This window comes from Mycolicibacterium confluentis (genome assembly GCF_010729895.1).
Lineage (GTDB): Bacteria > Actinomycetota > Actinomycetes > Mycobacteriales > Mycobacteriaceae > Mycobacterium > Mycobacterium confluentis.
Genome location: NZ_AP022612.1, coordinates 1 through 26523 on the forward strand (window position 1 = coordinate 1; position 26523 = coordinate 26523).

Sequence of the window (26523 nt, forward strand, 5' to 3'; positions counted from 1 at the left end):
AGCCTGTTTCGACGACGTATTTGTCCTGTGCCTGCCACGGATAGTGCGGCAGCGCACCGGAATACGCCCCCGTCGGGCCGAGCATCTGCTCGTTTCCGTACGCGAGGTAGCTGAAGACGGGGAGCAGGATCGCAGTCTTCGCACTCGGTCGACCCAGAGCGGGCACGACGAAAAACGGGACATAGTCTTCATGTTCGCCTGCCGTGAGGTGTACCGCGTACACCCCGCTGCGAAGGTCGGAGGGAACAGTCCACTCGAACGAAGGGCTCCAGCCGGCGTCGGAAAGATCGTCGTCGTGGAAATGGATTGCGCCGTACTCCTCGGGCGCGTGTTTCCAGGAGAGCTCGCGGCCCGACCAATTGCGGCCGGTGACCCCGCGGGTCGGTTTGTTGACGACCTCGCCGTGGTGGCCGTTGCCCGAAGCATCGACCACCGACCAGGTGCTGATGCCCTGCGAGAAATCCCACGCCGCAGACGCATCAGTGGGCGCGGATGCGGCGTCATCGCGAATTGCTGCCAGCTCGTCGTCATCGAGCACACGCGTGAAAGCCTTCGGGGCGTCGATCTTGCCGTTGTAGAAGTTGCCGACGTCACCGCCAGCTGAGGTTTCCGCGGCGATCAGAAGGTCTCCCGGGCCCCACGCGCGGCCCGCGGGCATCGTTGCGGATGCGTGGCTGTCGAGTCCTGCCGTCATGCCCCAGCTCGGCTCGAGCGCAAGACGTGCAACTCCCGAGGCGGAGTCGTAGACCGCGGATACGCAGTACCACTGGCCGGCACGGACAGTCTGCTCGACGGATATCGCCGCCGATCCCATGCGCAGCGTCAGTCGGCCCTCTTCGAGCCGAAGAGCGAATCCGTCATCATCGCCGTTGCCCTTGGCGATGATCGTTTGAACAGGTTTTTCGGGAAGCGTCGGACAGATCCACATCTGAAGTGTGAGGTCGCGCGCTGCATCGAACTCCGCACTGCCTGTCGCCCGGATGTAGGAGCCGGGCCGCAGCTCCTGCAGGGCTCCGTCATACTCTCCGTCCAGCGTGCTTGCGACAGCCACGTCCTTGTAGCCCGGGCCTGCCGGGTTGGTATCGCCATGAATGAGACGGACCAGTCGAGCCGAAAAACGACCCGGCTCAGAACTCACCATGAAGGTGATTGCTGCGCCAGGCTCGACGCTCAACTTGTCCGCGTATCCAACAACCTTCATGTGGTTCCTCTGCTGGCTGGCACGCGGGCCCGGCCCGGGACCGCATTGGACTCCCAAAGGGGGAGCTGGCATTGTGCTCTTCTTTGAAGAACTTTCAATCTCTCCAACATCGCGTCCGCGAAGTAATCCGCCTCGTGTAAACCATGGCGGACAAACCTATGACAGATCGTCAACACGGGTGCACCGTCTAGAATCCGACGCAAGCGTGAATGACGGGTTGACCGTGGCGGGGCCCCGACCGCTCAGTTGGCGAGGACGGCCCGGCGTGGCGAGTAAATCCGGTGGCAGTCGCAAAGCCTCGGGCTTCTTTCGGATTTCCACAGCGACCGTTGCAGACCGAGGTGTTGCCATCGCGGGCGACAACGCGTTCGAGCCGAGGACTACGTCGCCGAAGCGACCGCTTGCACGCCTGACCACGCCCTCTCGCGGTTACCGACGTCGCTCCGAGTTGGCGGCACCGCCTCGAGGCCGACATCGCCAGCTCCTGTGCCCGCGTGATTAATCGGCCCAGTGCTAGATTTCAGCACATAATATTCGCAAAAGTCGAACGATTGGATCCGCAGTGCTGAATTTGCACCGAATGCGGCTTTTGGTCGAACTCAGCAGGCGTGGCACGTTGGCCCGGGTGGCGCAGGCGTTGTCGTTCAGCACCTCGACGGTTAGTCAGCAACTGAGCCAACTAGAGAAGGAAGCGGGCGCACGGCTCATCGAGCCTGTGGGTCGCGGAGTGCGGTTGACGGTGGCTGGCGAGATCCTTGTCGAGCACGCCGAAGTGATCCTGCGTCAGATTGACCGAGCCGAGGCGGCGTTGGCGGCCACCCGATCGGAGATCGTCGGCGTCGCCAAAGTGGCCACATTCCAGACCGCAGCGATCTCGCTGATCCCCGACGTGTTGCACGTCATGAGCGAACGACATCCTGGACTTACGATCTATCTTTCCGAGATCCAGCCCGATTCCGGCACGGCGGCACTGCTGGCCCGTGAGTTCGACCTCGTGCTCGGCGAGCAGTACCCGGGTCATGAGTCGCCGCCGGCCGCTGGTATCGATCGACGCCCACTGCTGAGTGATGCTTTGCGGCTCTACGTCAGCCCGCAACTGCGAGGAAATGTGGCACGGTCGGAGTTGGCGCACTTCGCGGATCTGCCGTGGGTACTTGAACCGAAGGGTAAGCCCGCTCGCATGTGGGCAGAATCCGCCTGCAAAGCAGCAGGATTCGAGCCGAATGTGCGTTACGAGTCGGCTGACCTGCTGGTACACGCGAGGCTGGCGGAGACCGGCCATGCGGTTGCCGTTCTGCCGGATCTCGTTTGGGAGACACGCCAACCCGGGGCGGAACTCATCGATCTGCCGAGCCGCCCGGACCGTCAGGTGTATACCGCGGTGCGTACGGGGGCGGAGACACGCCCAGTGCTGGTGGAGTTGCGTAGCGTGCTGGCGGAAGTCGCCGGCGGGCATATCGCGCCGCATAGATCGACACGGACGGCTCATGCAGAACCGCAATGAACTGTCGGCGTCGAGCGTCACGGCACCGGCTCCGAATTGGCCTGCTGGGGAACGGGCGGTGAGTTGTAGCCCGAGGTTTTGTGACCCGCGTCTGAAAGCCGCAACTTTACATTCTGTCCGGCACGGTCTGGACGTACGTGACACTTCGCTGATGTGAGCCAGGTCTCAACCCGTTGCAGTCTTATCTCACACGGATCGATGGGCGCGAATCGGCCCGCCGACCAGCGGGGGCGGTGCACCAGCAGCAGACCCCAATGCAGGTCCAAATCGTGAAGGAACGAGATGAGAACCAATAGGTGGGCCAATCTGTCCGTCGCGTACATCGCGCTGGTCGGTGCCTTCCTCCCGTATATCGGTTGGAGCGCCAGCCTCTCCGATATCAGTGAGGACCTGAGCCTGAGCTATTCGCAGGCCGGCAGCATCTCTTCTGTGACAGGGTTTGTCGCCGGTGTGATGATCCTGGTCGGTGGTGTGTTGGCTTCCCGGTGGGGCACCAAGCAGGTCGTCCTGACCGGTGTGGTTGCCGGTGTGGGTGGACAGCTGGTCTTCGCGATGGCGGAGAGCTTCGAGTTGGTGATCGCCGGCCGTGTCCTGGCCGGAGTGTCGGTTGGCTTCCTGTGGGTGGCCACGTACACGATGGCGGTCGACTGGTTCCGGGACAGCAGGCAGACCGGCCGAGCGCTGGGCATCATGATGTCCGGTGACGGTGTGGGGGCTTTGCTCAGCCTCTTCGCCTTCTCCGCGGTGATGACCGCCTTCGGCTGGCGCGTCGGCCTGGTCCTGCAGGCGGTGTTCATGGCGGTGGTACTGCTGCTCGTCGTCTTCGTGTCCAAGAACGCTCCAAAGGCCAGTGCGGACCTGGTGCAGGTGGAAGGCCTGGTCGACCGCACCGTGCCGGTGCCCGAGCGATCGGTGCGTGAGGTCGCCAACCGTAATGTGCTGTCTGCCGTGATCTTCTGGATCGGCGGTGTGGGACTGTTTTCGGTCATGGCGAGCTGGATGCCGGCCATCCTGGTCGAGGATGCCGGGATGTCCGAGTCGTTGGCGGGCTTTTTGACCTCGCTGTTCTCCATCGTGGGTATGGCCGCCGCGTTCGGTGCGCCGCTGCTGGCCGAACGTCTGGGCACCAAGAAGCCGGTGATCATCGCCGGCGGTCTGCTGACGGCCGGTTCGATCGCAGCGCTGACCGGGTTGCTGGCTACCGGCAACTATTTCTGGCTGGCCGTCTGTATCCCGTTGATGGGCCTGGGCGTTTACGCCGGCGAACCCCTCACGTTGGCCGAAGCAGTCGAATCGGTGAGCGCCAAGAACGCCAGCATTGTCAACGGCATCATTCTCGGTGTTCCGTGGATTGTCAGCGGATTCGCCTATCCGTACCTGCTTGGCGCGGTCAAGGATGCGACGGGCAGCTTCGTGCAGGGCTTCCTCGTGCTCACCATCGCGACAACGGCACTCTGCGCGATCTCGCCGCTGTTCATCAAGGAGCGCAAAGTCGCTGCAGCGCAGGAGTCGGACGCAGTGCCTGCCTAGCTTCGGAGGTGGCGAAAGCGTCCAATTTCGGGAGAACATGACCTGTGCCGACGAACGTCGACGCAGGTCATGTTTCTCTCTGATCTGGCTTTTCAGGGACTACCGAATCGAGCGTCTCACCGCGGCGGTTCCTTCTTGATTCGAGCGATCAGGGGACCGTAATCACCTTCACGGTGGTAAACCCGAGACCAGCTATGTAGCCGCTCCAAGCTCATCGCGGGTAGCGAGTGCTGTTTCTGGACTGCAATGTGCAGGATCCGGTCGATGGCGTTCAGGAAATCGCCGCAACCTATATCTACGAACACCGCGGTGCGTTCTTCGGGACTGAGCCGAGTGCCGATTCGGTCAGCCAACTCCCAGGCCAACTGGCTCTCCGTTACTCGGAGCATGTTGTGCCTCCGCTCCCTCTCGGCAAAAGCATTGTCTAACAGTTATTTTCGCGAGCAATGTGGCTGCGCGAGGTCGCCTGCGCCTTCGGCGACGTAGCCCTGCCGCGGGTGACGTCCATGATGACGCCACTCGTGAGCATCTCAGCCATGCTGCGCTCCACCCGTGCGGTAACGGTCTGAGAAACGTCCCAAATTCGGCCGCATACAACAAAGTCTGTCGAACTGCTCAACGAGAATCGAACGGCTGACTGTCTGTCATCTTCGGGACTTCATCTGACAAGTCGTCCACTGGCCGCAGTGCGGCGCAAACAAGCTGCTGTCCGACAATCCACAACCAGAGTCCGTGCCGCTGGCACACATCTCTTGACTCCGAAAACGCAGAGAGCGTTCCTGGCAGTTTGGCCCAAGATTTGGTCAATCTGCGGTTTGCCGGGTCTCGCTGACAGCCTGTGTGGCCGCCGAGTAGGTCTGCTGCACTGGAAGAATCGGAGTGCAGAGCTGGCGAGACGCCCCGGCTCTTCCCCGCGAGCGGCCTGGGGTCCCCGCGAGCGGCCGGGTCTGTACGGCGACACGCCGTGCCGGCCGTACAAGAGTGGCCGCTCGCGGGAAGTGACAGAGCTACTTGCTGGCGCGGATGGCTTCGAAGACGCTGGGGTCGAGCAGTGTTGAGGTGTCGCCGAGTTCGCGGCCTTCGGCGACGTCGCGCAGCAGACGGCGCATGATCTTGCCGCTGCGGGTCTTCGGCAGTTCGGGCACGACGTGGATCTCGCGGGGCTTGGCGATCGGCGAGATCTCCTTGGAGACTTCGGCGCGCAGTTCGTCGACCATCTGTTCGTGGCTCATCTCGGCGGCGTGCGATTTGAGGATGACGAACGCGCAGATGCCTTGGCCGGTGTGTTCGTCGGCGGCGCCGACGACGGCGGCCTCGGCGACTCCGGCGTGCCCGACGAGGGCGGATTCGACCTCGGCGGTGGAGATGCGGTGCCCGGAGACGTTCATGACGTCGTCGATGCGGCCCAGGACCCAGATTTCGCCGTCGGTGCCGTAGCGGGCGCCGTCACCGGCGAAATACCAGCCCTGTTCGGCGAACCGCGACCAGTAGGTCTCCTTGAATCGCTCGGGATCGCCCCAGATGCCGCGCAGCATGGCTGGCCAGGGCTTGTCGAGCACCAGGTAGCCGGTGGTCTGCTCGCCGTGCTCGGTGGCGGGCGGCAGTTCCTTGCCGTCGTCGTCGACGATCTTGGCCGAGATGCCGGGCAGGGGGCGCATCGCTGAACCGGGCTTGCAGTCGGTCACGCCGGGCAGTGGGGAGATCATGATGGCGCCGGTCTCGGTCTGCCACCAGGTGTCGACGATGGGGGTCTTGTCGCCGCCGAACACCAGTCGGTACCAGCGCCAGGCTTCGGGGTTGATGGGTTCGCCGACCGATCCGAGCAGGCGGATGCTGGACAGGTCATGCTCGAAGGCCAGTTCGCGGCCCCACTTCATGAAGGTGCGGACCACGGTGGGGGCGGTGTAATAGATTGTGACGCCGTACTTTTCGATCACCTGGAAGTGTCGGTGCTCGTCGGGGGAGGCGGGGGTGCCCTCGTAGACGACCTGCGTGACGCCGTTGGACAGTGGTCCGTAGACGATGTAGGTGTGCCCGGTGACCCAGCCGATGTCGGCGGTGCACCAGTAGACGTCGGATTCGGGCTTGACGTCGAAGACGTTGTAGTGGGTGTAGGAGGCCTGGGTCAGGTATCCGCCCGAGGTGTGCACGATGCCCTTGGGCTTGCCGGTGGTGCCGGAGGTGTAGAGCAGGAACAGTGGCTGCTCGGAGTCGAACGCCTCGGGAGTGTGCTCGGTGGAGGCCTTGGGGACCACCTGGTCCCACCACAGGTCGCGGCCCTCGGTCCAGGGCACGTCCATGCCGGTGCGGCGCACCACGAGCACGTGTTCGACGGGGCTGTCCTCGAGTCCTTCGAGGGCCTCGTCGACGCCGGCCTTCAGGGGTGCGGCCTTGCCGCGGCGGAACTGACCGTCGGTGGTGATGACGAGTTTGGCCGACGCGTCCTCGATGCGGGCGCGCAGCGCGGAGGCCGAGAAGCCGGCGAACACCACGCTGTGCATGACGCCCAGGCGTGCGCACGCCAGCATCGCGATGATCGCCTCGGGGACCATCGGCATGTAGATCGCGACGCGGTCACCGGCGGTCAGGCCGAGGTCGGTCAGGGTGTTGGCGGCCTGGCTCACCTCGTCCTTGAGCTGGGCGTAGGTGATGTCGCGGGCATCGCCGACGGGTTCACCCTCCCAGTGGATGGCGACCCGGTCGCCGTTGCCGGCCTCGACGTGGCGGTCCACGCAGTTGTAGGCGACGTTGAGTTTGCCGCCCACGAACCACTTGGCGAACGGGGCCTCCGACCAGTCCAGAACCTCGGTGAACGGGGTGTCCCAGTGCAGCCGATCGGCCTGCTTGGCCCAGAACGCCAGCCGGTCGGCCTCGGCCTCGTCATACAGCGCCGCGGTGGCGTTGGCATTCGCGACGAATTCCGGGGCCGGCGGATAGCATGACAAAACTTCGGTGTGCGTCTCGGTCATGTCTGTGAGGGTAGTCACCTGACGTTGCATCGACGTTGGCAACTCACATCTGCGCCCACAGGCGGCGGATGCGGTGCGCCGAGCGGTAACCGATTCCAGGGCGAGCGGTCCTGTGAGCATCTCGTCTAGGAGGTCGGCGTGCGTCGCATCCGCCCGGTGATGGCCCTTGCGGCTGTCCTTCTGACCGGAGTGTTGACGCTCTCGGCCTGCGGTGGCGGCGACGGCGGCGGCAGCGGGTTCGTCACCGTCAACGGCGGCGAACCGCAGAACGCGCTGATCACGACCAACACGAACGAGACCAACGGCGGGCGCATCCTCGACCGGTTGTTCGCGGGACTGATGTCCTACGACGCCAAGGGGGTGCCCTCACTCGAGGTGGCCGAGTCCATCGACACGACCGACAACGTCAACTACCGCATCAAGCTCAAGCCCGACTGGAAGTTCACCGACGGCTCACCGGTGACCGCGCAGTCGTTCGTCGACGCGTGGAACTACGGCGCGCTGACCACCAACGCGCAGTTGATGCAGAGCTTCTTCTCGCCCATCGTCGGCTATGACGAGGTCGCCGCGCCCGAACCGACGGCCGAGACCATGTCGGGCCTGCAGGTGGTCAGCGACACCGAGTTCACCGTGCGTCTCAAGGCGCCGACGATCGACTTCGAACAGCGCCTGGGGTTCACGCCGTTCTACCCCCTGCCGCCCGTGGCCTTCGAGGACATGGAGGCCTTCGGCCGCAATCCCGTCGGCAACGGCCCGTACCAACTGGCGCTCTCAGACCCGTGGCAGCACAACGTGCGCATCGACCTGGTGCCCAACCCGGACTACCGCGGCAACCGGGTGCCGGCCAACAAGGGCCTGCGCTTCGTGTTCTATGCCAACCTGGACACCGCGTACGCCGACCTGCAGGCCGGCAACCTCGATGTCCTCGACACGATTCCCAGCAGCGCGCTGCCCACCTACCGTGACGACCTCGGTGACCGCGCGATCAGCGGGCCGACGGCGCAGAACCAGACGCTCGACATCCCGTTGAGGCTGCCGCAGTTCGGTGGCGAAGAGGGCCGGCTGCGCCGCTTGGCGGTGTCAGCGGCGATCAACCGCAGGCAGATCTGCGACCAGATATTCCACGGTGCGCGCTCGCCCGCAAGGGATTTCACCGCCAGCTCACTCCCCGGCTTCAACCCCAACCTGCCCGGCGCCGACGCGCTGGACTACAACCCGCGGCGCGCCAAGCAGTTGTGGGCCCAGGCTGACGCGATCGCCCCGTTCAGCGGTCAGTTGGCCATCGCCTACAACGCCGACGGCGGCCATCAGGAGTGGGTGGACGCGGTGGCCAACAGCATCAAGAACACCCTCGGCGTCGACGCGGTGGGCGCGCCGATGCCCACCTTCGCGCAGTTGCGCACCGAGATCACCAACCGCACCATCGACACCGCGTTCCGGGCCGGGTGGCAGGGCGACTACCCGTCGATGCTCGAATTCCTGGAACCGCTGTTTGTGACCGGCGCCGGATCCAACGACGTGGACTACTCCAACCGGGACTTCGACGGGGCGCTGACCGTCGCGCAGGCCGCACCCACGCTCGAGGAGTCCTACGCGCTGACCAACGACGCCCAGCAGATCCTGCTCAGGGATATGCCGGTGATTCCGTTGTGGGACTACATCAACGCCGCCGGGCACTCCGACGCGGTCCGTGACGTGGCGATCGCGTGGAACGGCCTGCCCGACTACGAGCGAATCGCGCACGCCGCCGGCACCGACTGAGGGCTGGGCCGGTTATGGGTGGCTACTGGGCTGCGTTCATCGCGCGTCGCACCCTCGCGATGATCCCGGTGTTTCTCGGGGCGACGCTGCTGATCTACGCCATGGTGTTCCTGCTGCCCGGGGACCCGATCGTTGCCCTCGGCGGCGACCGCCCCCTGAGTCCCGCGATCGTGGCCCAACTGCGCGCGCAGTACCACCTCGACGACCCGTTCTGGCTGCAGTACCTGCGCTACCTGGGCAACATCCTGCGCGGCGACTTCGGCACGTCGTTCTCGGGCCTGCCGGTGCGTGACGTTCTGGCACAGGCGTTTCCGGTCACACTGCGCCTGGCCCTGGTGGCGCTCGTGGTCGAAACCGTCTTCGGGATCGTGTTCGGCGTGCTCGCTGGACTGCGCCGCGGCGGGTGGTTCGACGCAACCGTGCTGCTGGCGAGCCTGGTGATCATCGCGATCCCGATCTTCGTCCTCGGGTTCCTGGCCCAGTTTGTGTTCGGTGTCCGGTTGGGCATCGCCCCGGTGACGGTCGGTGATCAGGCCACCTTCGGGCGCCTGCTGCTGCCGGGCATCGTCCTGGGCTCGGTGTCGTTCGCCTACGTCGTGCGCCTGACCCGCTCGGCGGTCGCCGAGAACGCGGGCGCCGACTACGTGCGCACCGCGACCGCCAAGGGGTTGTCCCGACCGCGCGTGGTCACAGTGCACATCCTGCGCAACTCGTTGATCCCCGTCGTCACCTTCCTGGGCGCGGACTTCGGCGCGCTCATGGCCGGCGCCGTCGTGACGGAGGGCATCTTCAACATCCACGGCATCGGCGGCGCGCTCTACCAGGCCGTGACCAGGCAGGAGGCGCCGACGGTGGTGTCGATCGTGACGGTGTTGGTCATGGTCTACCTGCTGGCCAACCTCCTGGTCGACCTCCTGTATGCGGCGCTGGACCCGCGGATCCGGGAGGCCGGCCGTGTCTGATCTTCTTCGCCGCCCGCAGTTCGTGGTGGCCGGTGCACTCATCCTCCTGGTGGTGTTGGTGGCCGCGTTCCCCGGCCTGTTCACCAGCATCGACCCGCAGTACGCGAACCCCGACGAGAGCCTTCTCGGCCCGTCGGCGGCGCACTGGTTCGGTACCGACCTGCAGGGCCATGACGTGTACGCCCGCACCATCTACGGGGCGCGGGCCTCGGTGTTGGTGGGTTTGGGAGCCACGACCGCGGTGCTGCTGGTCGGGGGTGTGCTGGGTGCGCTGGCCGGGTTCTACGGCGGCTGGCTCGACGCCGTGGTGTCCCGACTGGCCGACGTGTTCTTCGGCATCCCCCTGCTGCTCGCGGCGATCGTGCTGATGCAGGTCATGCAGCACCGCACGGTGTGGACGGTGATCGCGATCCTGGCCGTATTCGGGTGGCCGCAGGTCGCCCGCATCGCCCGCGGGTCGGTGCTGCAGGTCCGGGAAGCCGACTACGTGGCGGCGGCCCGGGCGCTGGGACTGCACCGGTTCGGCATCCTGGTCCGCCATGTGGTCCCGAATGCGCTGGGCCCGGTGATCGCGGTCGCCACCATCGCGTTCGGTGTCTTCATCGTCACCGAGGCCACGCTGTCCTACCTCGGGGTGGGGCTGCCGCCGTCGGTGGTCTCATGGGGCGGGGACATCAACGCCGCGCAGAGCAGGCTGCGGTCCGGGTCGGCCGTGCTGTTCTACCCCGCGGGTGCCCTGGCGCTGACGGTGCTGGCGTTCATGCTGATGGGCGACGCCCTGCGGGACGCCCTCGATCCGGGGTACCGGGGCCGGATGGGTTGGCGCGCATGAGCGAACCCGTGCTGAGCATCACCGACCTGGCCGTGCGGTTCGGGGCCGACGAACCCGCCGTGAGCGCTGCCAGTCTCACTGTCCACGCCGGGGAGACCGTCGCGGTGGTGGGGGAGTCGGGGTCGGGGAAGTCGACGATGGCCGCCGCGGTCCTGGGCCTGTTGCCTGGGGGCGGGCGCATCGTCGGCGGCCGCATCGAATTCGCGGGCGCCGACATCACCGGCGCCGACCAGAACCGCATGCGGGCCATCCGCGGGACCGGCATCGGCTATGTGCCGCAGGATCCGGTGACCAACCTCAACCCCGTCTGGCGGATCGGCTTCCAGATCCGGGAGGCGTTGCGAGCCAACAACATCGGTGAGCGCAGCGAGGTCGGCCAGCAGGCGGTGGAACTGCTCGGCCACGTCGGCATGCCCGACCCCGCGGTGCAGGCGCGCCGGTACCCCCACCAGCTGTCGGGCGGGATGTGCCAACGGGCCCTGATTGCGATCGGCTTGGCGGGACGACCGCGGCTTCTGATCGCCGACGAGCCGACGTCGGCGCTGGACGTCACGGTGCAACGGCAGGTGCTCGACCACCTGCAGCAGATGGCCGCCGAACTGGGTACCGCGGTGCTGTTGATCACCCACGACCTGGCGCTGGCCGCCGAACGGGCCAGTCGGGTCGTCGTCATGCACCGCGGCCGCACGGTCGAATCCGGTGCCGCACAGGACATCCTGCGCCACCCGAGTGAGGACTACACCCAGAGGCTGGTGGCCTCGGCTCCCGCGCTGACAGCACGGTCCGCGGCGCCGCACGTCGTCGAGCGCCCACCCGGCGACGATCTCCTGGTCGCGACCGACGTCACCAAGGTCTTCCGGACCGGCGGGGGACTGCTGGATCGCACTCAGGAGCACACCGCGGTGGAGTCGGTGTCGTTCCGGCTGCCCAAGGCCACCACCCTGGCCGTCGTCGGCGAATCCGGTTCGGGCAAGACCACTCTGGCGCGCATGGTCCTCGGGCTGCTCACACCCACCTCCGGACGGGTGACGTTTGACGGTGTGGACGTCGCGACCACTGACCGGGCGGGCGAACTGGCGCTGCGGCGGCGCATGCAGCCCGTGTTCCAGAACCCATACCGCAGCCTCGACCCGCGCTACTCGGTCCGTCGAGCGATCGAAGAACCGCTGCGCATCCACGGTGTCGGTGACCGCGCGCAGCGCCGTCAGCGGGTCGCCGAACTGCTCGACGAGGTCGCGCTGCCAGCCGCGGCGATGGACCGGCGGCCGCGTGAGTTGTCGGGTGGGCAGCGGCAGCGGGTCGCCATCGCGCGGGCGCTGGCGCTGCGTCCGGAACTCGTGGTCTGGGATGAGGCGGTCTCGGCGCTCGACGTGATCGTGCAGGCGCAGATTCTGGAGCTGATGGCCGATCTGCAGCATCGACTGGGTTTGACGTACCTGTTCATCAGCCATGATCTGGCGGTGGTCCGGCAGGTCGCCGACACCGTGATCGTGATGTCGCGTGGCCGCGTGGTGGAGTCGGCGTCGGCCGAGGCCGTGTTCACCGATCCCCGCGACGAGTACACCCGCCGGCTGCTCGACGCGATTCCCGGAGCGCGGCCCGCGCTGTAACGTGAGCCGCCGTGACCGCTGATCCGCTCGCCCCGCTGCTGGCGCTCCCCGGTGTCGCCGAGGCCGCCGAGCAGACCCGCGAGGCCCTTGGCCGCGCCCACCGCCACCGCGCCAACCTGCGCGGATGGCCCGTGACTGCCGCCGAGGCCTCGCTGCGTGCGGCGCGCGCGTCGTCGGTGCTCGACGGCGGCGCCCTCCAACTGGACGAGGACAGTGCCAGCGACCCGGTGTTCGCGGGTGCGTTGCGCGTGGCGCAGGCCCTCGAGGGCGGCAGCGGCACCCTGGTCGGCGTCTGGAGGCGGGCCCCGCTGCAGGCGCTGGCCAAACTGCACTCACTGGCCGCCGCCGACCTCGTCGACGACGAGCAGTTGGGCCGGCCCCGCGTCTCCCCGGAGATCTCGGCGCGCCTCGACCTGATGTCCCGACTGGTCACCGGCGGCAGCGCCGTCCCGGCCCCGGTGCTCGCGGCGGTGGCGCACGGAGAACTGCTGGCGCTGGCCCCGTTCGGCAGCGCCGACGGCGTGGTGGCCCGCGCGGTGGCCCGACTGGTGACGATCGCGACGGGGTTGGATCCGCACGGCCTCGGCGTGCCGGAGGTGCACTGGATGCGGCGGGCCGCCGACTACCGCAAGGCCGCGCAGGGTTTCGCCTCGGGAACCGAGAACGGCCTGACCGAATGGCTGCTGCTGAGCTGTCGAGCAATGCAGGCCGGCGCGCGTGAGGCGCTGTCGATCGCGGATTCCAAGGACCAGGCCGGCAAGTCGGACGACACCGAGAAATAGACCCGTACATGCGAAGCGGGCGGCGCTCCGAAGGACTCGGATCGCCGCCCGCTAGCACGGTAGCCGGTTACCAAGCGTGCGACGTTTGGTTGCGTGGGTTGGCCTCGGCGTGTTTGGGTTGCGCTTCGGGTGTCACCCAACCCAAAGGGTTGACACGTCCGTCCGCTTTCCGCCAATTACGCAGGCCCGCAACGCTTCTGCCTCTATCGCGGCTTCGGCTCCGCGTGGGTGCCCGGTACCGTGCTGGGTTGCCCGCCTTCGGGAGATCGGTCCTTCTCTTCCGGGCCGATCTTGGCCTCGTCGGGCTTCCGTGCTTCCTTTGTACTCCGTGACCTCGGTCACATCAAGTACAAAACCCGGACATGTCGAAAAGACGATTTCGGATCGTTACCTGTCCCCGATTCAGACGCCGCGCGGACGTCAGTCTCGGAACGCGAACCGGCGCAACAGCGAATACGTCAGCGCGCCCGCGGCGAGCGCGCTGACGCCCACGGCGGCGGTCGTGGCCACGGCCGCTCCCGTCGGCGCGGGCAGGCGATCACGCAGCGACACCGGATTGGAGAACGTCAGCACGGGCCAGTCCCGGCCGGCGGCCTCCTTGCGCAGGGTGCGGTCGGGATTGACCACCGCGGGATTGCCCACCAACTCGAGCATCGGGATGTCGGTGATCGAGTCGGAGTAGGCATAGCAGTGCTCAAGGGCGTAGCCCTCGCGCGCCGCGAGTTCTCGAACGGCCTGGGCCTTGTTCTCGCCGAAGCAGTAGAAGGCGATGTCGCCGGTGTACTTGCCGTCCTCGACGACCATGCGCGTGGCCATCGCGTGCGTGGCGCCGAGGGCGCGCGCGATTGGCGCGACGACCTCCTCGCCGGACGCCGAGACGATCACCACGTCGCGGCCGCACAACTTGTGGTCGGCGATCAGGTTGGCCGCCTCAGCGAACACCAGGGGCGTCATGATCTCGTCCAGCGTTTCGGCGACCACGGCCTTGACCTGTTCGACGTCCCAACCCGCGCACATGCTCGTGACGTAGGACCGCATGCGGTCCATCTGATCGTGGTCGGCACCCGACATCAGAAACACGAACTGGGCATAACTGGACTTCAGCACCGTCCGCCGATTGAGCAGTCCCTGAGCGAAGAAGGGTTTGCTGAACGCGAGCGTACTGGACTTCGCGATGACGGTTTTGTCCAGATCGAAGAACGCGGCAGTGCGTTGAGGAGCGTCGTTCGGGGGCCTGGAGTGCTCAATATTGACGGCCGTGTGGTCTGGAACAGGGGCGGTCACGTAAGCCAGAATAGGTCGGCTCCGACATTTTCTGGGGTGATGATCAAAATGGCAGATCAAGCCACCTGTCGCACACTGCAATTCTTCAGTGTTGGTCAGATGACCAATCTCGTGTCGAGACTTGCGCTAGCCCGCGGTTACGTGTGTATAGTGAGTATTACTCGGCTTATGGCCGGGTGTGCATCAGCCCGACCCCCCGGGGCTGATACACGACGACCCTCGCCTCCTCCCCCCCTGGCGGGGGTCGTCCCTTATCTACAGGTCTTTCCTGTACCTCTCCGCTAACGCATTTCAGAGTTGCGGAATCCTGTTTTCGGCGAATGCGCAGCGGGCTGTCCACAGTTCCGCATCGATCCACAATTCGGTGTGCCGCAGTGGCGTCGCGATTCCTCCGGCCCGCACTGTGGCCTCGTGAGTGCAGACACCGGTTCGGTAGCAGTTCTCCTCGACGATTCTTCGCTGAGTGACGAGGTCCATGCCGTCACCGCCGCTGCGGGTCTGCGCACCGTGAGGGTGTCCGGGCCCGCCGCGCTCACCCGCGCGGGATGGTCGGCGGCACTGGCCGTCGTACTCGATACGGCGTCGGCACGCCGGTGCGCCGACGCACTGCCGCGACGACCCGACGTCTACGTCGTGACCCTGACCCAACCCGATGACGAGGATTTCCGGGCCGCGATAGCGGTCGGCGCCCAGGCGGTCCTTCGGCTTCCGCACGCGGCGGGAGAACTCGTGGCGGCGCTCGCCTGCACCCACGAGGCCGTGCGTGCCGACACGGACCGGGGCGAGTCGCTTGCGGTCATTGGAGGCCGCGGCGGTGCGGGCGCGTCGGTCTTCGCCGCCGCGCTGGCACTTCGCTCGTCGGCCCTGCTGGTCGATCTGGATCCGCACGGTGGCGGGCTGGACCTCCTGCTGGGCACCGAGGGCACAACCGGCCTGCGCTGGCCGGACCTTGAGGCCAAATCCGGCCGGGTCAGCTGGGACGCGCTGCGCCAGGCACTGCCGGCGGTCGGCACCGTCACCGTGCTGTCCGGGGCTCGTCGGGGCGGTGATCCGGATCCCGGCGCCACCGAGGCAGTCATCGAAGCCGGCCGACGCGGCGGCACCGCGGTGGTAAGCGATGTGCCGCGCCACATGTCCGATGCCGCCGTCGTCGCGTTGGGGTCTGCCGACCTCGTGGTCGTCATCTGTCCCGCAGACATCCGATCGTGTGCGGCCACCGCCGCCCTCGCCCCGGCCGTGGCGGCGGTCAACCCCAACGTCGGGGTGGTGGTGCGCGGTCCGGCGCCCGGTGGACTGCGCGCGGCCGACGTCGCCGCGATCACCGAGCTTCCCCTGCTGGCGTCGATGCGGCCCGAACCGCTGCTCGGCGAGCGACTCGAACGTGGGGGCCTGACGGTGAAGACGCGCTCACCCCTGGCCGCGGCGGCGAACCGAGTCTGGGATGTTCTGCGGCAGCGCCGACCCGGCGCGGTGGCCGCATGACCGCGTCACTGATCGACAGGGTGCGCGAACGGTTGGCGGCCGAGTCCGCGCCGCTGCGCCCCACCCAGGTGGCCGCGGCCATTCGCGCCGAGACCGGCGGCGTCGTCGGTGACACCGAGGTGCTGGCCACCATGCGGATGCTGCAGACCGAGTTGACGGGTGCGGGTGCACTGGAACCGCTGCTGAGCGCACCGGGCACCACCGACGTTCTGGTCAGCGGGCCGGACTCGGTGTGGTTCGACGACGGAATCCGGCTTCGCCGCAGCGCAATCCGGTTCGCCGACGACGCGGCGGTGCGCAACCTCGCGCAGCGTCTCGCGCTGGTCGCGGGTCGGCGCCTCGATGACGCCCAGCCCTGGGTCGATGCCGTGCTCACCGGATTGGCGGCCGGTGCTGCCGCGGTGCGCCTTCACGCCGTGTTGCCGCCGATCGCCGTCGAGGGGACGTGCATCTCACTGCGGGTACTGCGTCCAGCCACCCAGACCCTCGACGGATTGGCGGCGGCGGGCGCCATTGCGCCTGAGGCGTTGCGCCTGCTGACTCAGACCGTCACCGCGCGCCTGGCGTACCTGATCTCCGGCGGTACGGGCGCCGGGAAGACAACGTTGCTGAGCGCGATGCTCGGGGCCGTCGATGCGAGCGAGCGCATCGTGTGCGTGGAGGACGCCTCGGAGTTGGCACCGGCTCACCCGCACGTCGTCCGACTGGTGTCCCGCGGCCCCAACATCGAAGGGGCCGGCGAGATCACCCTGCGCCAGCTTGTCCGGCAGGCGCTGCGGATGCGCCCGGATCGGATTGTGGTGGGGGAGGTGCGCGGCGCGGAGGTCGTGGATCTGCTGGCGGCGTTGAACACCGGCCACGACGGCGGTGCGGGAACCGTGCACGCCAACAGCGCCGCCGAAGTCCCGGCCCGCCTGGAGGCGTTGGCGGCGACCGGCGGCCTCGACCGTGCCGCCCTGCACAGCCAGCTCAGCGCAGCCGTCCAGGTCGTGCTCCATGTCGACCGTCTGCGTGACGGGCGGCGCCGGTTGGCGGAGGTCGCACTGTTACGCCGTTCCCCGCACACGGGTCACAGCGAGGTCGTGACCGTGTGGCATGTTGACCGTGGATTCACCTCTGCTGTAGAGGATTACGAGGCTGCGGTAGCTGCGAGGCGGGCCTCGTGATCGGTACGGCCGGGGCGGCACTGAGCCTGGCGGCCGCGATCGTCGCCGCTCCCACGCCGCCGGGACGCCGGTTGGTCCCGGCCGAACGTCGCGTGCGGTCGATGCGGGGTGTGCAGACCGGAGGGTGGCTGGCTCTCATCGCTGTGGGTGCGGCGATGGGCGGAGTTCTGGCCGGGCTCGCGTGCGCGCTGCTGGCCCTCACCATCTCGGCCCGGGTCCGGCGCCGCATCGCCCAACGTCGCGCCACGAGGGACACGCACACCATGGAGGTGGCGCTGGACGTGCTGGTGTCTGAACTGCGGGTCGGCGCCCACCCGGTGCAGGCGTTCATGGTCGCGGCGCAGGAGTCGCACGGTGAAGTGGCCGCGGCGTTTCGGGGCGTGGCGGCCAGAGCCCTGCTCGGCGCCGACGTCCCCGCCGGACTGCGCTGCGCTGCAGCCACTTCGACGCGCGCAGCAGACTGGGAGCGGATGGCGGTGTTCTGGCGGCTCGCGGTCGACCACGGGTTGGCCATCGCGACACTGATGCGGGCGGCGCAACGCGACATCGTGGAGCGGCAGCGGTTCCGTGCCCGCGTCGAGGCGGGGATGGCCGGGGCCCGCGCGACCGCCTCGATCCTGGCGGGTCTGCCCGTGCTCGGTCTGGCGCTCGGTCAACTCATGGGTGCGCACCCCGTCGCGTTTCTGCTGAGCCGGGGCGCTGGTGGATGGTTCCTGCTGGTCGGGGTCGGCTTCGTGTGCTGCGGACTGCTGTGGGCTGATCACATCACGGGTTCGCCATGATCCTCGCCGCGCTGGCCCTGGCGATTGCGCTGCTGTTGAGCGGTCGGCCCGCCCGGGTCCCGAAGGAGGTGCGCCCTGTCGGTCGGATCGCGCCGCAGGCCGCGGATCCGTTGGCCGTCGCGTCGAGCCTGGACGTGCTGGCGGTCTGCCTGATCTCAGGCATGGCCGTCGTCACCGCGGTGCGGGCGACCGCACCGTCCGCACCGCCAGTCCTGGGCGACCTGTTGCGCGGCGCCGCGGATCTGCTTGCCCTCGGCGCGGATCCGGCGAGGGCCTGGGCGCCGAGGCCCGGCGAGCCACTCGACGAGTCGTCGACCGCGCTGCTGCGGTTGGCGCGCCGGTCCTCGTCGTCGGGTGCGGCACTGGCTGCGGGGGTGACCGAACTCGCCGAACAGTCGCGACAGGAGACCGGCCATCGTGCCGAAGCCGCTGCGCAACGTGCCTCGGTGGTGATCGCCGGTCCGTTGGGCCTGTGTTTCCTGCCCGCATTCGTATGTCTGGGCATCGTGCCGGTGGTGGCAGGTCTGGCCGGCGATGTCCTGGGTTCAGGGTTGATGTGACAGCTCGAGGAGAGGGGAAAAGTAGTGAAAGAGAACAGGTTACGTGTGCTCAAGGACAGGTTGGTGCTGCTGGCGGTCGACGAGAGCGGCATGTCCACAGTCGAGTACGCCATCGGGACCATCGCGGCCGCGGCGTTCGGCGCGATCCTCTACAGCGTGGTGACGGGGGACTCGATCGTCAGCGCCCTGACCAACCTGATCACTCGTGCCCTGAACACCGCCGTCTGAGCGGTGATGCCGGAATGGGCACGGTCGAGGCCGCGCTGGCGTTGGCCGCGCTGGTGGTTGTCACGGTGTTGTGCGTCAGTGGTGTCACGGCGGTCATCGCCGGCGTGCGGTGCACCGACGCAGCGCGGGAGGCAGCCCGGTTGGCGGCCCGCGGTGATGGGTCGGCGGCCACGGCGACGGCGCTGTCGGTGGCTCCGCCGGGCGCCGAGGTCCATGTGCGTCGTGACGGCGGATTCGTCATCGCGACGGTCACGGCGCGGCATGCGCTGCTGCCGGGCATCCCGATCCGAGCGCACGCCGTTGCCGCCGTGGAACCGTCGATGTCGGGGTGATTCCGGGGCCGCGAGTGTGGCGGCCGCCCTGTTCATGCTCGCGCTGCTGGCCGTGACGATGGCGGGAGCGCAGATCGGTTCGGCGGTGCTGGCGCGGCATCGAGCACAGGCCGCGGCAGACCTGGCGGCGTTGGCTGCCGCGGGTGCGCTGCCGTCGGGACCCGAGGCCGCCTGCGCGCGGGGCCGGGACGTCGGGGCGGCGATGACGACCGCGGTGGTGGGCTGTCAGGTGGATGGCCTGGACATCATCGTCAACGTCGAGGCCGCCGCGATCGTCGGTGTCGCGCGGGCTGCGGCGCGCGCCGGGCCGGTCACGGAGTAGAAGCGCGCCAGTTCATCGCCCGTGCGATGCGGTGCTGCGCTCCGCCCTCGACGCGTTCGAGGTTGACCCGGACCACGAAGCCGACCGATATGGGCTTGCCCTCCTGGTCGGCGACGTTCCAGACGTTGCAGTACGTGGTGCCCGGTGCGGCCTCGCCAGCCCGGGCCAGGGCCCGTGCCTCCATGGGGCTGAGGTTGCGGTCGGGCAGGTCATCGACGAACGCGCGGCTTCGGCTGGTGTCGGTGTCGGGATCCAGGCCGCTGTTGAGCAGCGACTGCGCGGTGTCGGTGGCCAGTCCGGTGGTCAGATTCCAGATCAGCGGCCCGGGCATGGCGCGTTCGGGCGGTTCGGTGTCCTTGGGCCCCACCCAGACATGTACACCGTGCACGGCGCCGTCGGTCATCCGGACCGGTTCGGTGCAGATCACCCGGCTGCCCTTGGGGTTGATGCTCGCCAGGCTGGTACCTGAGGCGACGGTCTCGGTGATGGCAGTCTGGATGGCCGCGAGATACGGACTGCGCCGCAGCACAGACCGGATCGGGACGAGCTCGGCCAACTCACGTCCCCGCGCGACGACGGCGGGTTCGCTGCCCAGCGTCTCCACCAGCAGCCAATCATGGCCCATATCGGCTGATCTTACTGAGCGGGGACAAACGCGTGCGAAGCGGCGCTCAGCAACGGCCTCATGGCGGGTTGGCCGGTGTCAGACGCTTGTAATGTTTCGCCAGCAATGTTGGGCGGTTGCACAGCGTCGGTGGTAGCGGTACGTTCGGAGGACGCTCGGTCGCCCCGATCACGCGTGTCGGCCGGAGCGTTTGGTGTTGGCCGCCCCTGGGGGCGATCGTTTGAGGGGTCGGTCGTTACCCCAGTCGGGCCAGCACGGTGCGCAGCACCCTGACCGCACCGGGCTTGTCCAACGGGTCGTTTCCATTGCCGCATTTCGGCGACTGCACACACGACGGGCAACCCTGCGGGCATTCGCACGCCTCGATCGCGTCCGCCGTGGCGCCCAGCCACGTCGCGGCCTGCCGGAACCCGCGCTCGGCGAACCCGGCGCCCCCGGGATGGCCGTCGTAGACGAAGACCGTGGGCAGTCCGTCCTCGGGCCCGATCGGAGTCGACAGTCCGCCGATGTCCCCGCGGTCACAACTGGCCACCAACGGCAGCAGGCCGATCGCCGCATGCTCGGCGGCGTGCAGTGCCCCCGGTGTGCCCAAGGTTTCGATTCCGTTCTCCGCCAACAGTTCCGGAGTGATCGAGTACATCACCGCCACGGTCGACAACGTCTGGGTGGGCATCGTCAACTCGACGAAGTCGATGACCTCACCGGCCATGGTGCGGCGCAGATACCCGATCACGGTGTGGGAGACGTCGACAGGCACCAACCCCAGGGTGACCTCGCCCAGGTCGACGCGCTCACCCTCTCCGGTCACCGCGATGTCGGTGCGTTCCCGGGCGTAGGTGGTGTAGCCGGGGTCCTCGGCGTGCACGAACGCCACCGCGTCCTCAAGCTGCAGGGCGTCGACGACGTAGGTCTCACCCTGGTGCAGGTACACCGCACCGGGATGCACTGTCGCTGGCGCCTGGCCCGCGCCGACACCGCCGAGCAGGCGCCCGGTCTCGGACTCGACGATTGCGACCTGCCCGCCGGCCCCGCGGATGTCGACGACGGGATGCGGATCCACATCCGGCGCGGGGAAGTATCGCCCCGACCGATGTCGTAACAGGCCGTCGTCCACCAGCGACTCGGCCACCATTTCGGCGTTCCAGGTCCGCACCTCGGCGTCCTCGAGCGGCAGTTCAGTGGCCGCGCACAGCAGTTGCGGCCCCAGCACGTAGGGATTGGTCGGGTCGATCACTACACGTTCGATGGGTCGGTCCAGCAGCGCCGCCGGATGGTGCACCAGATAGGTGTCGAGCGGGTCGTCGCGCGCGATGAGCACGATCAGCGCGCCCTGCCCCCGCCGCCCGGACCTGCCGCCCTGCTGCCAGAACGACGCCACGGTGCCCGGAAAACCGGCCAGCACGACGGCGTCCAACCCGGCGATGTCGACGCCGAGTTCGAGCGCGTTGGTGGTGGCCACCCCCAGCAGTTCACCCTCGGCCAGGGCCCGTTCCAGCACGCGCCGGTCCTCGGCGAGATATCCCGCGCGGTACGACGCGACGCGATCGACCAGGTGCGGCGCGCGCTCCTCGAGCCGAGACCGGGCGCTGAGCGCGGTCAGTTCGGCGCCGCGGCGCGACCGCACGAACGCCAGGGTCCGCGCGCCCTCGGCGACCAGGTCGGCCATCACGCGCGCGGCCTCCGAACCGGCGGTCCGGCGCACGGGAGCGCCGTGTTCCCCGGTGACGTCGGTGCGCAATGGTGGCTCCCACAGCGCGACGGTCCGCTCGCCCTGCGGTGAACCGTCCTCGGTCACCTCGACGACGGCCTGCCCGACCAACTCCGAGGCCGTCTCGCCTGGCGAGGCGGTGGTGGCGCTGGCGAAGATGACGGTCGGGGCGCCCCCATACCGCGCGCACAACCGCAACAGGCGCCGCAGCACCATCGCCACGTTCGACCCGAACACGCCGCGGTAGTAGTGGCATTCGTCGACCACGATGTAGCGCAGGCCGCGCAGGAACACCGCCCACCGCGCGTGATTGCGCAGCATCGACAGGTGGATCATGTCCGGGTTGGAGAACAGCCACCGCGACCGCTCCCGCGCGAACCGGCGGATCTCGCTGGGGGTGTCCCCGTCGTAGGCGGTCGGGCCCACATCGGCCAGGCGCGGTATCTGCGTGGTCAGCGCATGCGCTGCGCGCAGCTGGTCATGCCCCAGGGCTTTCGTCGGCGACAGGTACAGCGCACGGGCCCGCGGATCCTGCGCCAGGGCGGTCAGGATCGGCACCTGATAGGCCAGCGACTTCCCCGATGCGGTGCCGGTGGCCACCACGACGTGCCTGCCGTCGTGGGCGTGCTGGGCCGTCGTGGCCTGATGCGACCACAGCGCCCGCACTCCGCGCTCGGTGAACGCGGCCACGACGTCGGGGTCGACCCAGTCCGGCCAGGGCGCGGTCATACCGCTTCGAGCAGGCAGTTCGGCGATGTGCCGGATGGGATCGTCGACCACGCCGACGGGGGCTCCGGCGGGGCTTCCGCTGCCCGAAAGGGCCGCAGCGAGCAGTTCGCTGCCGAAATTCGCCGTCACATCCGTAATTGTTCACCAGAACGTTGCAACGAGACTGTCGCGGACGCTCTGATCATGATTTGATGTGGGTGGTCGCAGCTTCTGTGTGGTGTGCAACGCTCTCGCAGGATCGACGTTGCGGTCGCGGTTCCTGCGAGGGATGTGCGGTCACAACGGGCCCGGTGTTCCGCAACGGTGGTGCACCGCACCCGGTAGGAAAGTAAGGAAAGATCGGAAGATGCCACAGGGAACTGTGAAGTGGTTCAACGCGGAAAAGGGCTTCGGCTTTATTGCTCCCGAGGACGGCTCCGCTGACGTGTTCGTCCACTACACGGAGATTCAGGGTTCGGGCTTCCGCACCCTCGAGGAGAACCAGCGCGTCGAGTTTGAGGTCGGCCAGAGCCCCAAGGGGCCGCAGGCAACCGGCGTGCGCGCCGTCTGAGTTTCAACTGACAACAAGCGTCCCGGGCGGTTCCTACCGCCCGGGACGTTTTGTCTGCCTTAGTGTCGTGTCGTGAGCCAGTTGTCCTTCTTCTCTGCGGAGTCGGTGCCGCCTGCGGTCGCCGATCTCTCGGGGATGCTGGCTGCGTCGGGACAGATCGTGCTCGTGGCTGCCCCGGCGGGGTCGCAGGGCGTCGCCGCGCGCCTGTCGGTGGTGGTGGATCGGCCGTGGCGGGCGACGGGTCTGGCCGAGATGATCGAGGACGCCGGACTGCAACCGGAGATCGCCCGCACCGACGAGGACACGCCCCTGGTGCGCACCGGTGTCGAACCGCGCCTGGTCGTCATGGCCCGCGAGTGGACCCGGGGTGCGGTCAAGACCGTGCCGGAGGACTGGTTGCCGGGGTCGCGCGAACTGCGCGCCTGGACGCTGGCGGCCGGATACACCGACGGCGACCGGTATCTGCTGGGTCTGGACCCGCACGCGCCCGACACGCATTCGCCGCTCGCCTCGGCGTTGATGCGGGTGGGAATCGCACCCACTCTGATTGGAACTCGCGGAACCCGGCCGGCGTTGCGGATCAGCGGCCGTCGACGCCTGTTACGCCTGGTAGAGAACGTGGGGGAACCACCTGGTGATGTCGAAGCGTTTTCCCAATGGCCCCGTGTATGACAATGGTCAGCGGGGGAGTCAGTTTGCGTCTAGGTGTTCACAATGCAAAATTGGCAGTTGCCCGCAGGGATGGGGGCCTGCATGGCGATCAATGACGTAGGAGCGTAACCGCAGTTGGCTGGCGATGAGGGCAATGGCAGCGTCCGACGGCTCGTAATTGTCGAGTCGCCCACTAAGGCGCGCAAAATCGCCGGCTATCTGGGCCCCAACTACATCGTTGAGTCGTCGCGAGGGCACATCCGTGACCTGCCGCGCGCCGCGGCCGACGTGCCCGCGAAGTACAAATCCGAGCCGTGGGCCCGCCTCGGAGTCAACGTGGACGCCGACTTCGAACCGCTCTACATCGTCAGCCCGGACAAGAAGGGCACCGTCACCGAGCTCAAGGGCCTGCTCAAGGACGTCGACGAGCTCTATCTGGCGACGGACGGTGACCGCGAGGGTGAGGCCATCGCCTGGCACCTGCTGGAGACGCTGAAGCCCCGCGTCCCGGTCAAGCGCATGGTGTTCCACGAGATCACCGAGCCCGCGATCCGTGCGGCCGCCGAGAACCCGCGCGAACTGGACATCGACCTGGTGGACGCGCAGGAGACCCGGCGCATCCTGGACCGCCTCTACGGCTACGAGGTCTCACCCGTGCTGTGGAAGAAGGTGGCCCCGAAGCTGAGCGCTGGCCGCGTGCAGTCGGTCGCGACGCGCATCATCGTGCAGCGCGAACGCGAGCGCATGGCCTTCCGCAGTGCGACGTACTGGGACATCGTCGCCGAACTCGACGCCAGCGTCTCCGACCCGACCGCTGCGCCGCCGGTCTTCACCGCGCGCCTTGTCAACGTCGACGGTCAACGCGTGGCCACGGGCCGCGACTTCGACTCCCTCGGGACGGTCAAGAAGCCCGCCGAGGTCGTGGTGCTCGACGAGTCCAGTGCGGGTGCGCTGGTCGCCGGGCTGCGCGGCGCGTCGCTGTCGGTGGCGTCGGTCGAGGACAAGCCCTACACCCGTCGGCCGTACCCGCCGTTCATGACCTCGACGCTGCAGCAGGAGGCCGGCCGCAAGCTGCGCTTCTCCTCGGAGCGCACGATGAGCATCGCGCAGCGGCTGTACGAGAACGGCTACATCACGTATATGCGTACCGACTCGACGACGCTGTCGGAGTCGGCCATCAACGCGGCCCGCAACCAGGCCCGTCAGCTCTACGGCGAGGACTACGTCTACCCGACGGCCCGCCAGTACACCCGCAAGGTCAAGAACGCCCAGGAGGCACACGAGGCCATCCGCCCGGCGGGTGACACGTTCGCGACGCCGGACGCGGTGCGGCGCGAGTTGGACAACGACGAGTTCCGGCTGTACGAGCTGATCTGGCAGCGCACCGTCGCCTCGCAGATGGCCGACGCGCGCGGCACCACCTTGAGCCTGCGGATCAGCGGCCAGGCCGAGTCGGGCCAGCAGGTCACGTTCGCCGCGAGCGGTCGCACCATCACGTTCCCCGGCTTCCTGAAGGCCTACGTCGAGACCGTCGACGAACTGGCCGGTGGTGAGGCCGACGACGCCGAGCGGCGACTCCCGAACCTGCGGCAGGGCCAGCAGGTCCGGGCCGAGAACCTGACCCCCGACGGGCACGCCACCAATCCGCCGGCCCGCTACACCGAGGCCTCGCTGATCAAGGCGCTCGAAGAACTGGGCATCGGGCGGCCGTCGACGTACTCGTCGATCATCAAAACCATTCAGGACCGCGGCTACGTGCACAAGAAGGGCAGCGCGCTGGTGCCGTCCTGGGTGGCGTTCGCAGTGATCGGCCTTCTGGAACAGCATTTCGCGCGGTTGGTCGACTATGACTTCACCGCGGCCATGGAGGACGAACTCGACGAGATCGCGTCCGGTTCGGAGCGGCGCACCAACTGGCTGTCGAACTTCTACTTCGGCGGCGAGCACGGCGTCGAGGGTTCGATCGCGCGCTCCGGCGGCCTCAAGCAGCTGGTGGGCGGCAACCTCGAAGGCATCGACGCGCGAGAAGTCAACTCCATCAAGCTGTTCGACGACAGCGAGGGCCGCGCGATCAACGTCCGGGTCGGCCGCAACGGCCCGTACCTGGAGCGCATGGTCACCGGTGAGGACGGCGAACCGACCCCTCAGCGGGCCAACCTCAACGACGACCTGACCCCCGACGAGCTGACGCTTGAGCTGGCCGAGAAGCTGTTCGCCACCCCGCAGGGCGGCCGCAGCCTGGGCATCGACCCGGAGACCGGACACGAAATCGTCGCCAAGGACGGCAGATTCGGCCCGTTCGTCACCGAGGTGCTGCCTGAACCGCCCGACGACGGCGAAGCGGGCACCCCGGCCAAGAAGGGTAAGAAGCCGACGGGTCCGAAACCGCGCACCGGTTCACTGCTGCGCTCGATGGACCTCGAGACCGTGACGCTCGAGGACGCGCTCAAGCTGTTGTCGCTGCCCCGCGTCGTGGGCGTCGACCCGGCCACGAACGAGGAGATCACCGCGCAGAACGGGCGGTACGGCCCGTACCTCAAGCGCGGCACGGATTCCCGTTCGCTGGCCACCGAGGACCAGATCTTCACGATCGACCTCGATGAGGCGCTCAAGATCTACGCCGAGCCCAAGCGTCGCGGCCGCCAGGGTGCGGCCACGCCGCCGTTGCGTGAACTCGGCACCGACTCTGTGTCGGGTCAGCCGATGGTGATCAAGGATGGCCGCTTCGGACCGTACGTGACCGACGGTGAGACCAACGCGAGCCTGCGCAAGGGTGACGACGTGCTGTCGATCACCGACGAGCGGGCCTCGGAACTCCTTGCTGATCGGCGTGCCCGCGGTCCGGTGAAGAAGAAGGCGGCCGCCAAGAAGACCGCGGCCAAGAAGGCGCCCGCGAAGAAGGCCGCCAAGAAGGCGCCCGCGAAAAAGGCCTGAGCCGCGACAGGTCTGAGCT

The 26523-nt window shown here is 67.8% G+C and carries 22 protein-coding genes; 17 read left to right on the forward strand and 5 right to left on the reverse strand.

Annotation, left to right across the window (positions count from 1 at the left end; genetic code table 11):
• Nucleotides 1–1201, reverse strand: a 1201-nt coding sequence (locus G6N34_RS00005) for a N,N-dimethylformamidase beta subunit family domain-containing protein (RefSeq protein ID WP_163645270.1), incomplete at its 3' end; no start/stop codon positions are given.
• Nucleotides 1202–1763: 562 nt separating this feature from the next.
• Between G6N34_RS00005 and G6N34_RS00010 the strand changes: the two genes are divergently transcribed.
• Nucleotides 1764–2705, forward strand: a complete 942-nt coding sequence (locus G6N34_RS00010; protein WP_085152388.1) for a LysR family transcriptional regulator — start codon at nucleotides 1764–1766, stop codon at nucleotides 2703–2705.
• A 282-nt stretch (nucleotides 2706–2987) separates the two neighbouring features.
• On the forward strand, nucleotides 2988–4235 hold the full coding sequence (locus G6N34_RS00015; protein WP_085152387.1) for an MFS transporter: 1248 nt from the start codon (nucleotides 2988–2990) through the stop codon (nucleotides 4233–4235).
• A gap of 1007 nt (nucleotides 4236–5242) precedes the next feature.
• On the opposite strand, the gene acs is transcribed toward G6N34_RS00015, so the two are convergent.
• Nucleotides 5243–7204, reverse strand: coding sequence for an acetate--CoA ligase (gene acs / locus G6N34_RS00020; RefSeq protein ID WP_085152386.1), 1962 nt, complete (start codon nucleotides 7202–7204; stop codon nucleotides 5243–5245).
• A 159-nt stretch (nucleotides 7205–7363) separates the two neighbouring features.
• Between acs and G6N34_RS00025 the strand changes: the two genes are divergently transcribed.
• From G6N34_RS00025 to G6N34_RS00045, 5 genes are read left to right on the forward strand one after another with little or no spacing between them, the layout of a single operon-like run.
• Entirely contained in the window at nucleotides 7364–8965 is a 1602-nt protein-coding gene (locus G6N34_RS00025) for a peptide ABC transporter substrate-binding protein (RefSeq protein WP_085152385.1), read from the forward strand.
• 14 nt (nucleotides 8966–8979) lie between these two features.
• Entirely contained in the window at nucleotides 8980–9927 is a 948-nt protein-coding gene (locus tag G6N34_RS00030; protein ID WP_085152384.1) for an ABC transporter permease, read from the forward strand.
• Nucleotides 9884–10759 (forward strand): ABC transporter permease, encoded by an 876-nt coding sequence (locus G6N34_RS00035; RefSeq protein ID WP_085152383.1) that lies wholly within the window; start codon nucleotides 9884–9886, stop codon nucleotides 10757–10759. Before G6N34_RS00030 ends, G6N34_RS00035 begins: the two co-directional genes overlap by 44 nt.
• The gene (locus G6N34_RS00040) at nucleotides 10747–12369 is read left to right on the forward strand and encodes a dipeptide ABC transporter ATP-binding protein (RefSeq protein WP_085152382.1); all 1623 of its coding nucleotides are present in this window, start codon (nucleotides 10747–10749) and stop codon (nucleotides 12367–12369) included. Before G6N34_RS00035 ends, G6N34_RS00040 begins: the two co-directional genes overlap by 13 nt.
• Before the next feature lie 11 nt (nucleotides 12370–12380).
• Nucleotides 12381–13151, forward strand: a complete 771-nt coding sequence (locus G6N34_RS00045) for a Fic family protein (protein ID WP_085152381.1) — start codon at nucleotides 12381–12383, stop codon at nucleotides 13149–13151.
• Nucleotides 13152–13571: 420 nt separating this feature from the next.
• Here G6N34_RS00045 and G6N34_RS00050 read toward each other — a convergent pair whose 3' ends face one another.
• Entirely contained in the window at nucleotides 13572–14435 is an 864-nt protein-coding gene (locus G6N34_RS00050) for an HAD-IB family hydrolase (RefSeq protein WP_085152380.1), read from the reverse strand.
• Nucleotides 14436–14846: 411 nt separating this feature from the next.
• Between G6N34_RS00050 and ssd the strand changes: the two genes are divergently transcribed.
• Genes ssd through G6N34_RS00085 form a run of 7 tightly spaced genes read left to right on the forward strand, consistent with a single transcriptional unit; the run spans nucleotide 14847 to nucleotide 19307 of the window.
• The gene (gene ssd, locus G6N34_RS00055; protein ID WP_085152379.1) at nucleotides 14847–15917 is read left to right on the forward strand and encodes a septum site-determining protein Ssd; all 1071 of its coding nucleotides are present in this window, start codon (nucleotides 14847–14849) and stop codon (nucleotides 15915–15917) included.
• Nucleotides 15914–17083: a TadA family conjugal transfer-associated ATPase gene (locus G6N34_RS00060; RefSeq protein ID WP_085152378.1), complete on the forward strand. Its 1170-nt coding sequence runs from the start codon at nucleotides 15914–15916 to the stop codon at nucleotides 17081–17083. The genes ssd and G6N34_RS00060 overlap by 4 nt, the downstream gene beginning before the upstream one ends.
• The gene (locus G6N34_RS00065) at nucleotides 17080–17865 is read left to right on the forward strand and encodes a type II secretion system F family protein (protein WP_234812919.1); all 786 of its coding nucleotides are present in this window, start codon (nucleotides 17080–17082) and stop codon (nucleotides 17863–17865) included. The genes G6N34_RS00060 and G6N34_RS00065 overlap by 4 nt, the downstream gene beginning before the upstream one ends.
• Nucleotides 17862–18425: a type II secretion system F family protein gene (locus G6N34_RS00070; RefSeq protein ID WP_085152377.1), complete on the forward strand. Its 564-nt coding sequence runs from the start codon at nucleotides 17862–17864 to the stop codon at nucleotides 18423–18425. Before G6N34_RS00065 ends, G6N34_RS00070 begins: the two co-directional genes overlap by 4 nt.
• A 24-nt stretch (nucleotides 18426–18449) precedes the next feature.
• Complete coding sequence (locus G6N34_RS00075) at nucleotides 18450–18653, forward strand: DUF4244 domain-containing protein (protein WP_085152376.1); 204 nt, start codon at nucleotides 18450–18452, stop codon at nucleotides 18651–18653.
• A 14-nt stretch (nucleotides 18654–18667) separates the two neighbouring features.
• A complete protein-coding gene (locus tag G6N34_RS00080; protein ID WP_085152375.1) occupies nucleotides 18668–18985 on the forward strand; it encodes a TadE family type IV pilus minor pilin in 318 nt (105 codons plus the stop codon).
• Nucleotides 18915–19307, forward strand: coding sequence for an Rv3654c family TadE-like protein (locus G6N34_RS00085; RefSeq protein ID WP_085152374.1), 393 nt, complete (start codon nucleotides 18915–18917; stop codon nucleotides 19305–19307). The genes G6N34_RS00080 and G6N34_RS00085 overlap by 71 nt, the downstream gene beginning before the upstream one ends.
• Here the strand turns inward: G6N34_RS00085 and G6N34_RS00090 are convergent.
• Both G6N34_RS00090 and G6N34_RS00095 read right to left on the reverse strand, forming a co-directional pair.
• Complete coding sequence (locus tag G6N34_RS00090; RefSeq protein ID WP_085152373.1) at nucleotides 19297–19932, reverse strand: PAS domain-containing protein; 636 nt, start codon at nucleotides 19930–19932, stop codon at nucleotides 19297–19299. The two genes, G6N34_RS00085 and G6N34_RS00090, sit on opposite strands and share 11 nt — an antisense overlap.
• Before the next feature lie 235 nt (nucleotides 19933–20167).
• On the reverse strand, nucleotides 20168–22498 hold the full coding sequence (locus G6N34_RS00095; protein WP_407663196.1) for a DNA 3'-5' helicase SftH: 2331 nt from the start codon (nucleotides 22496–22498) through the stop codon (nucleotides 20168–20170).
• Nucleotides 22499–22715: 217 nt separating this feature from the next.
• On the opposite strand from G6N34_RS00095, the gene G6N34_RS00100 reads away from it, so the two are divergent.
• From G6N34_RS00100 to topA, 3 genes are all read left to right on the forward strand, one after another.
• Nucleotides 22716–22919: a cold-shock protein gene (locus G6N34_RS00100; RefSeq protein WP_005138711.1), complete on the forward strand. Its 204-nt coding sequence runs from the start codon at nucleotides 22716–22718 to the stop codon at nucleotides 22917–22919.
• A 72-nt stretch (nucleotides 22920–22991) separates the two neighbouring features.
• Nucleotides 22992–23591 (forward strand): hypothetical protein, encoded by a 600-nt coding sequence (locus G6N34_RS00105; RefSeq protein ID WP_085152371.1) that lies wholly within the window; start codon nucleotides 22992–22994, stop codon nucleotides 23589–23591.
• Between the two features lie 114 nt (nucleotides 23592–23705).
• On the forward strand, nucleotides 23706–26504 hold the full coding sequence (gene topA / locus G6N34_RS00110) for a type I DNA topoisomerase (protein ID WP_085152370.1): 2799 nt from the start codon (nucleotides 23706–23708) through the stop codon (nucleotides 26502–26504).
• The last annotated feature ends 19 nt before the right edge of the window (nucleotides 26505–26523 follow it).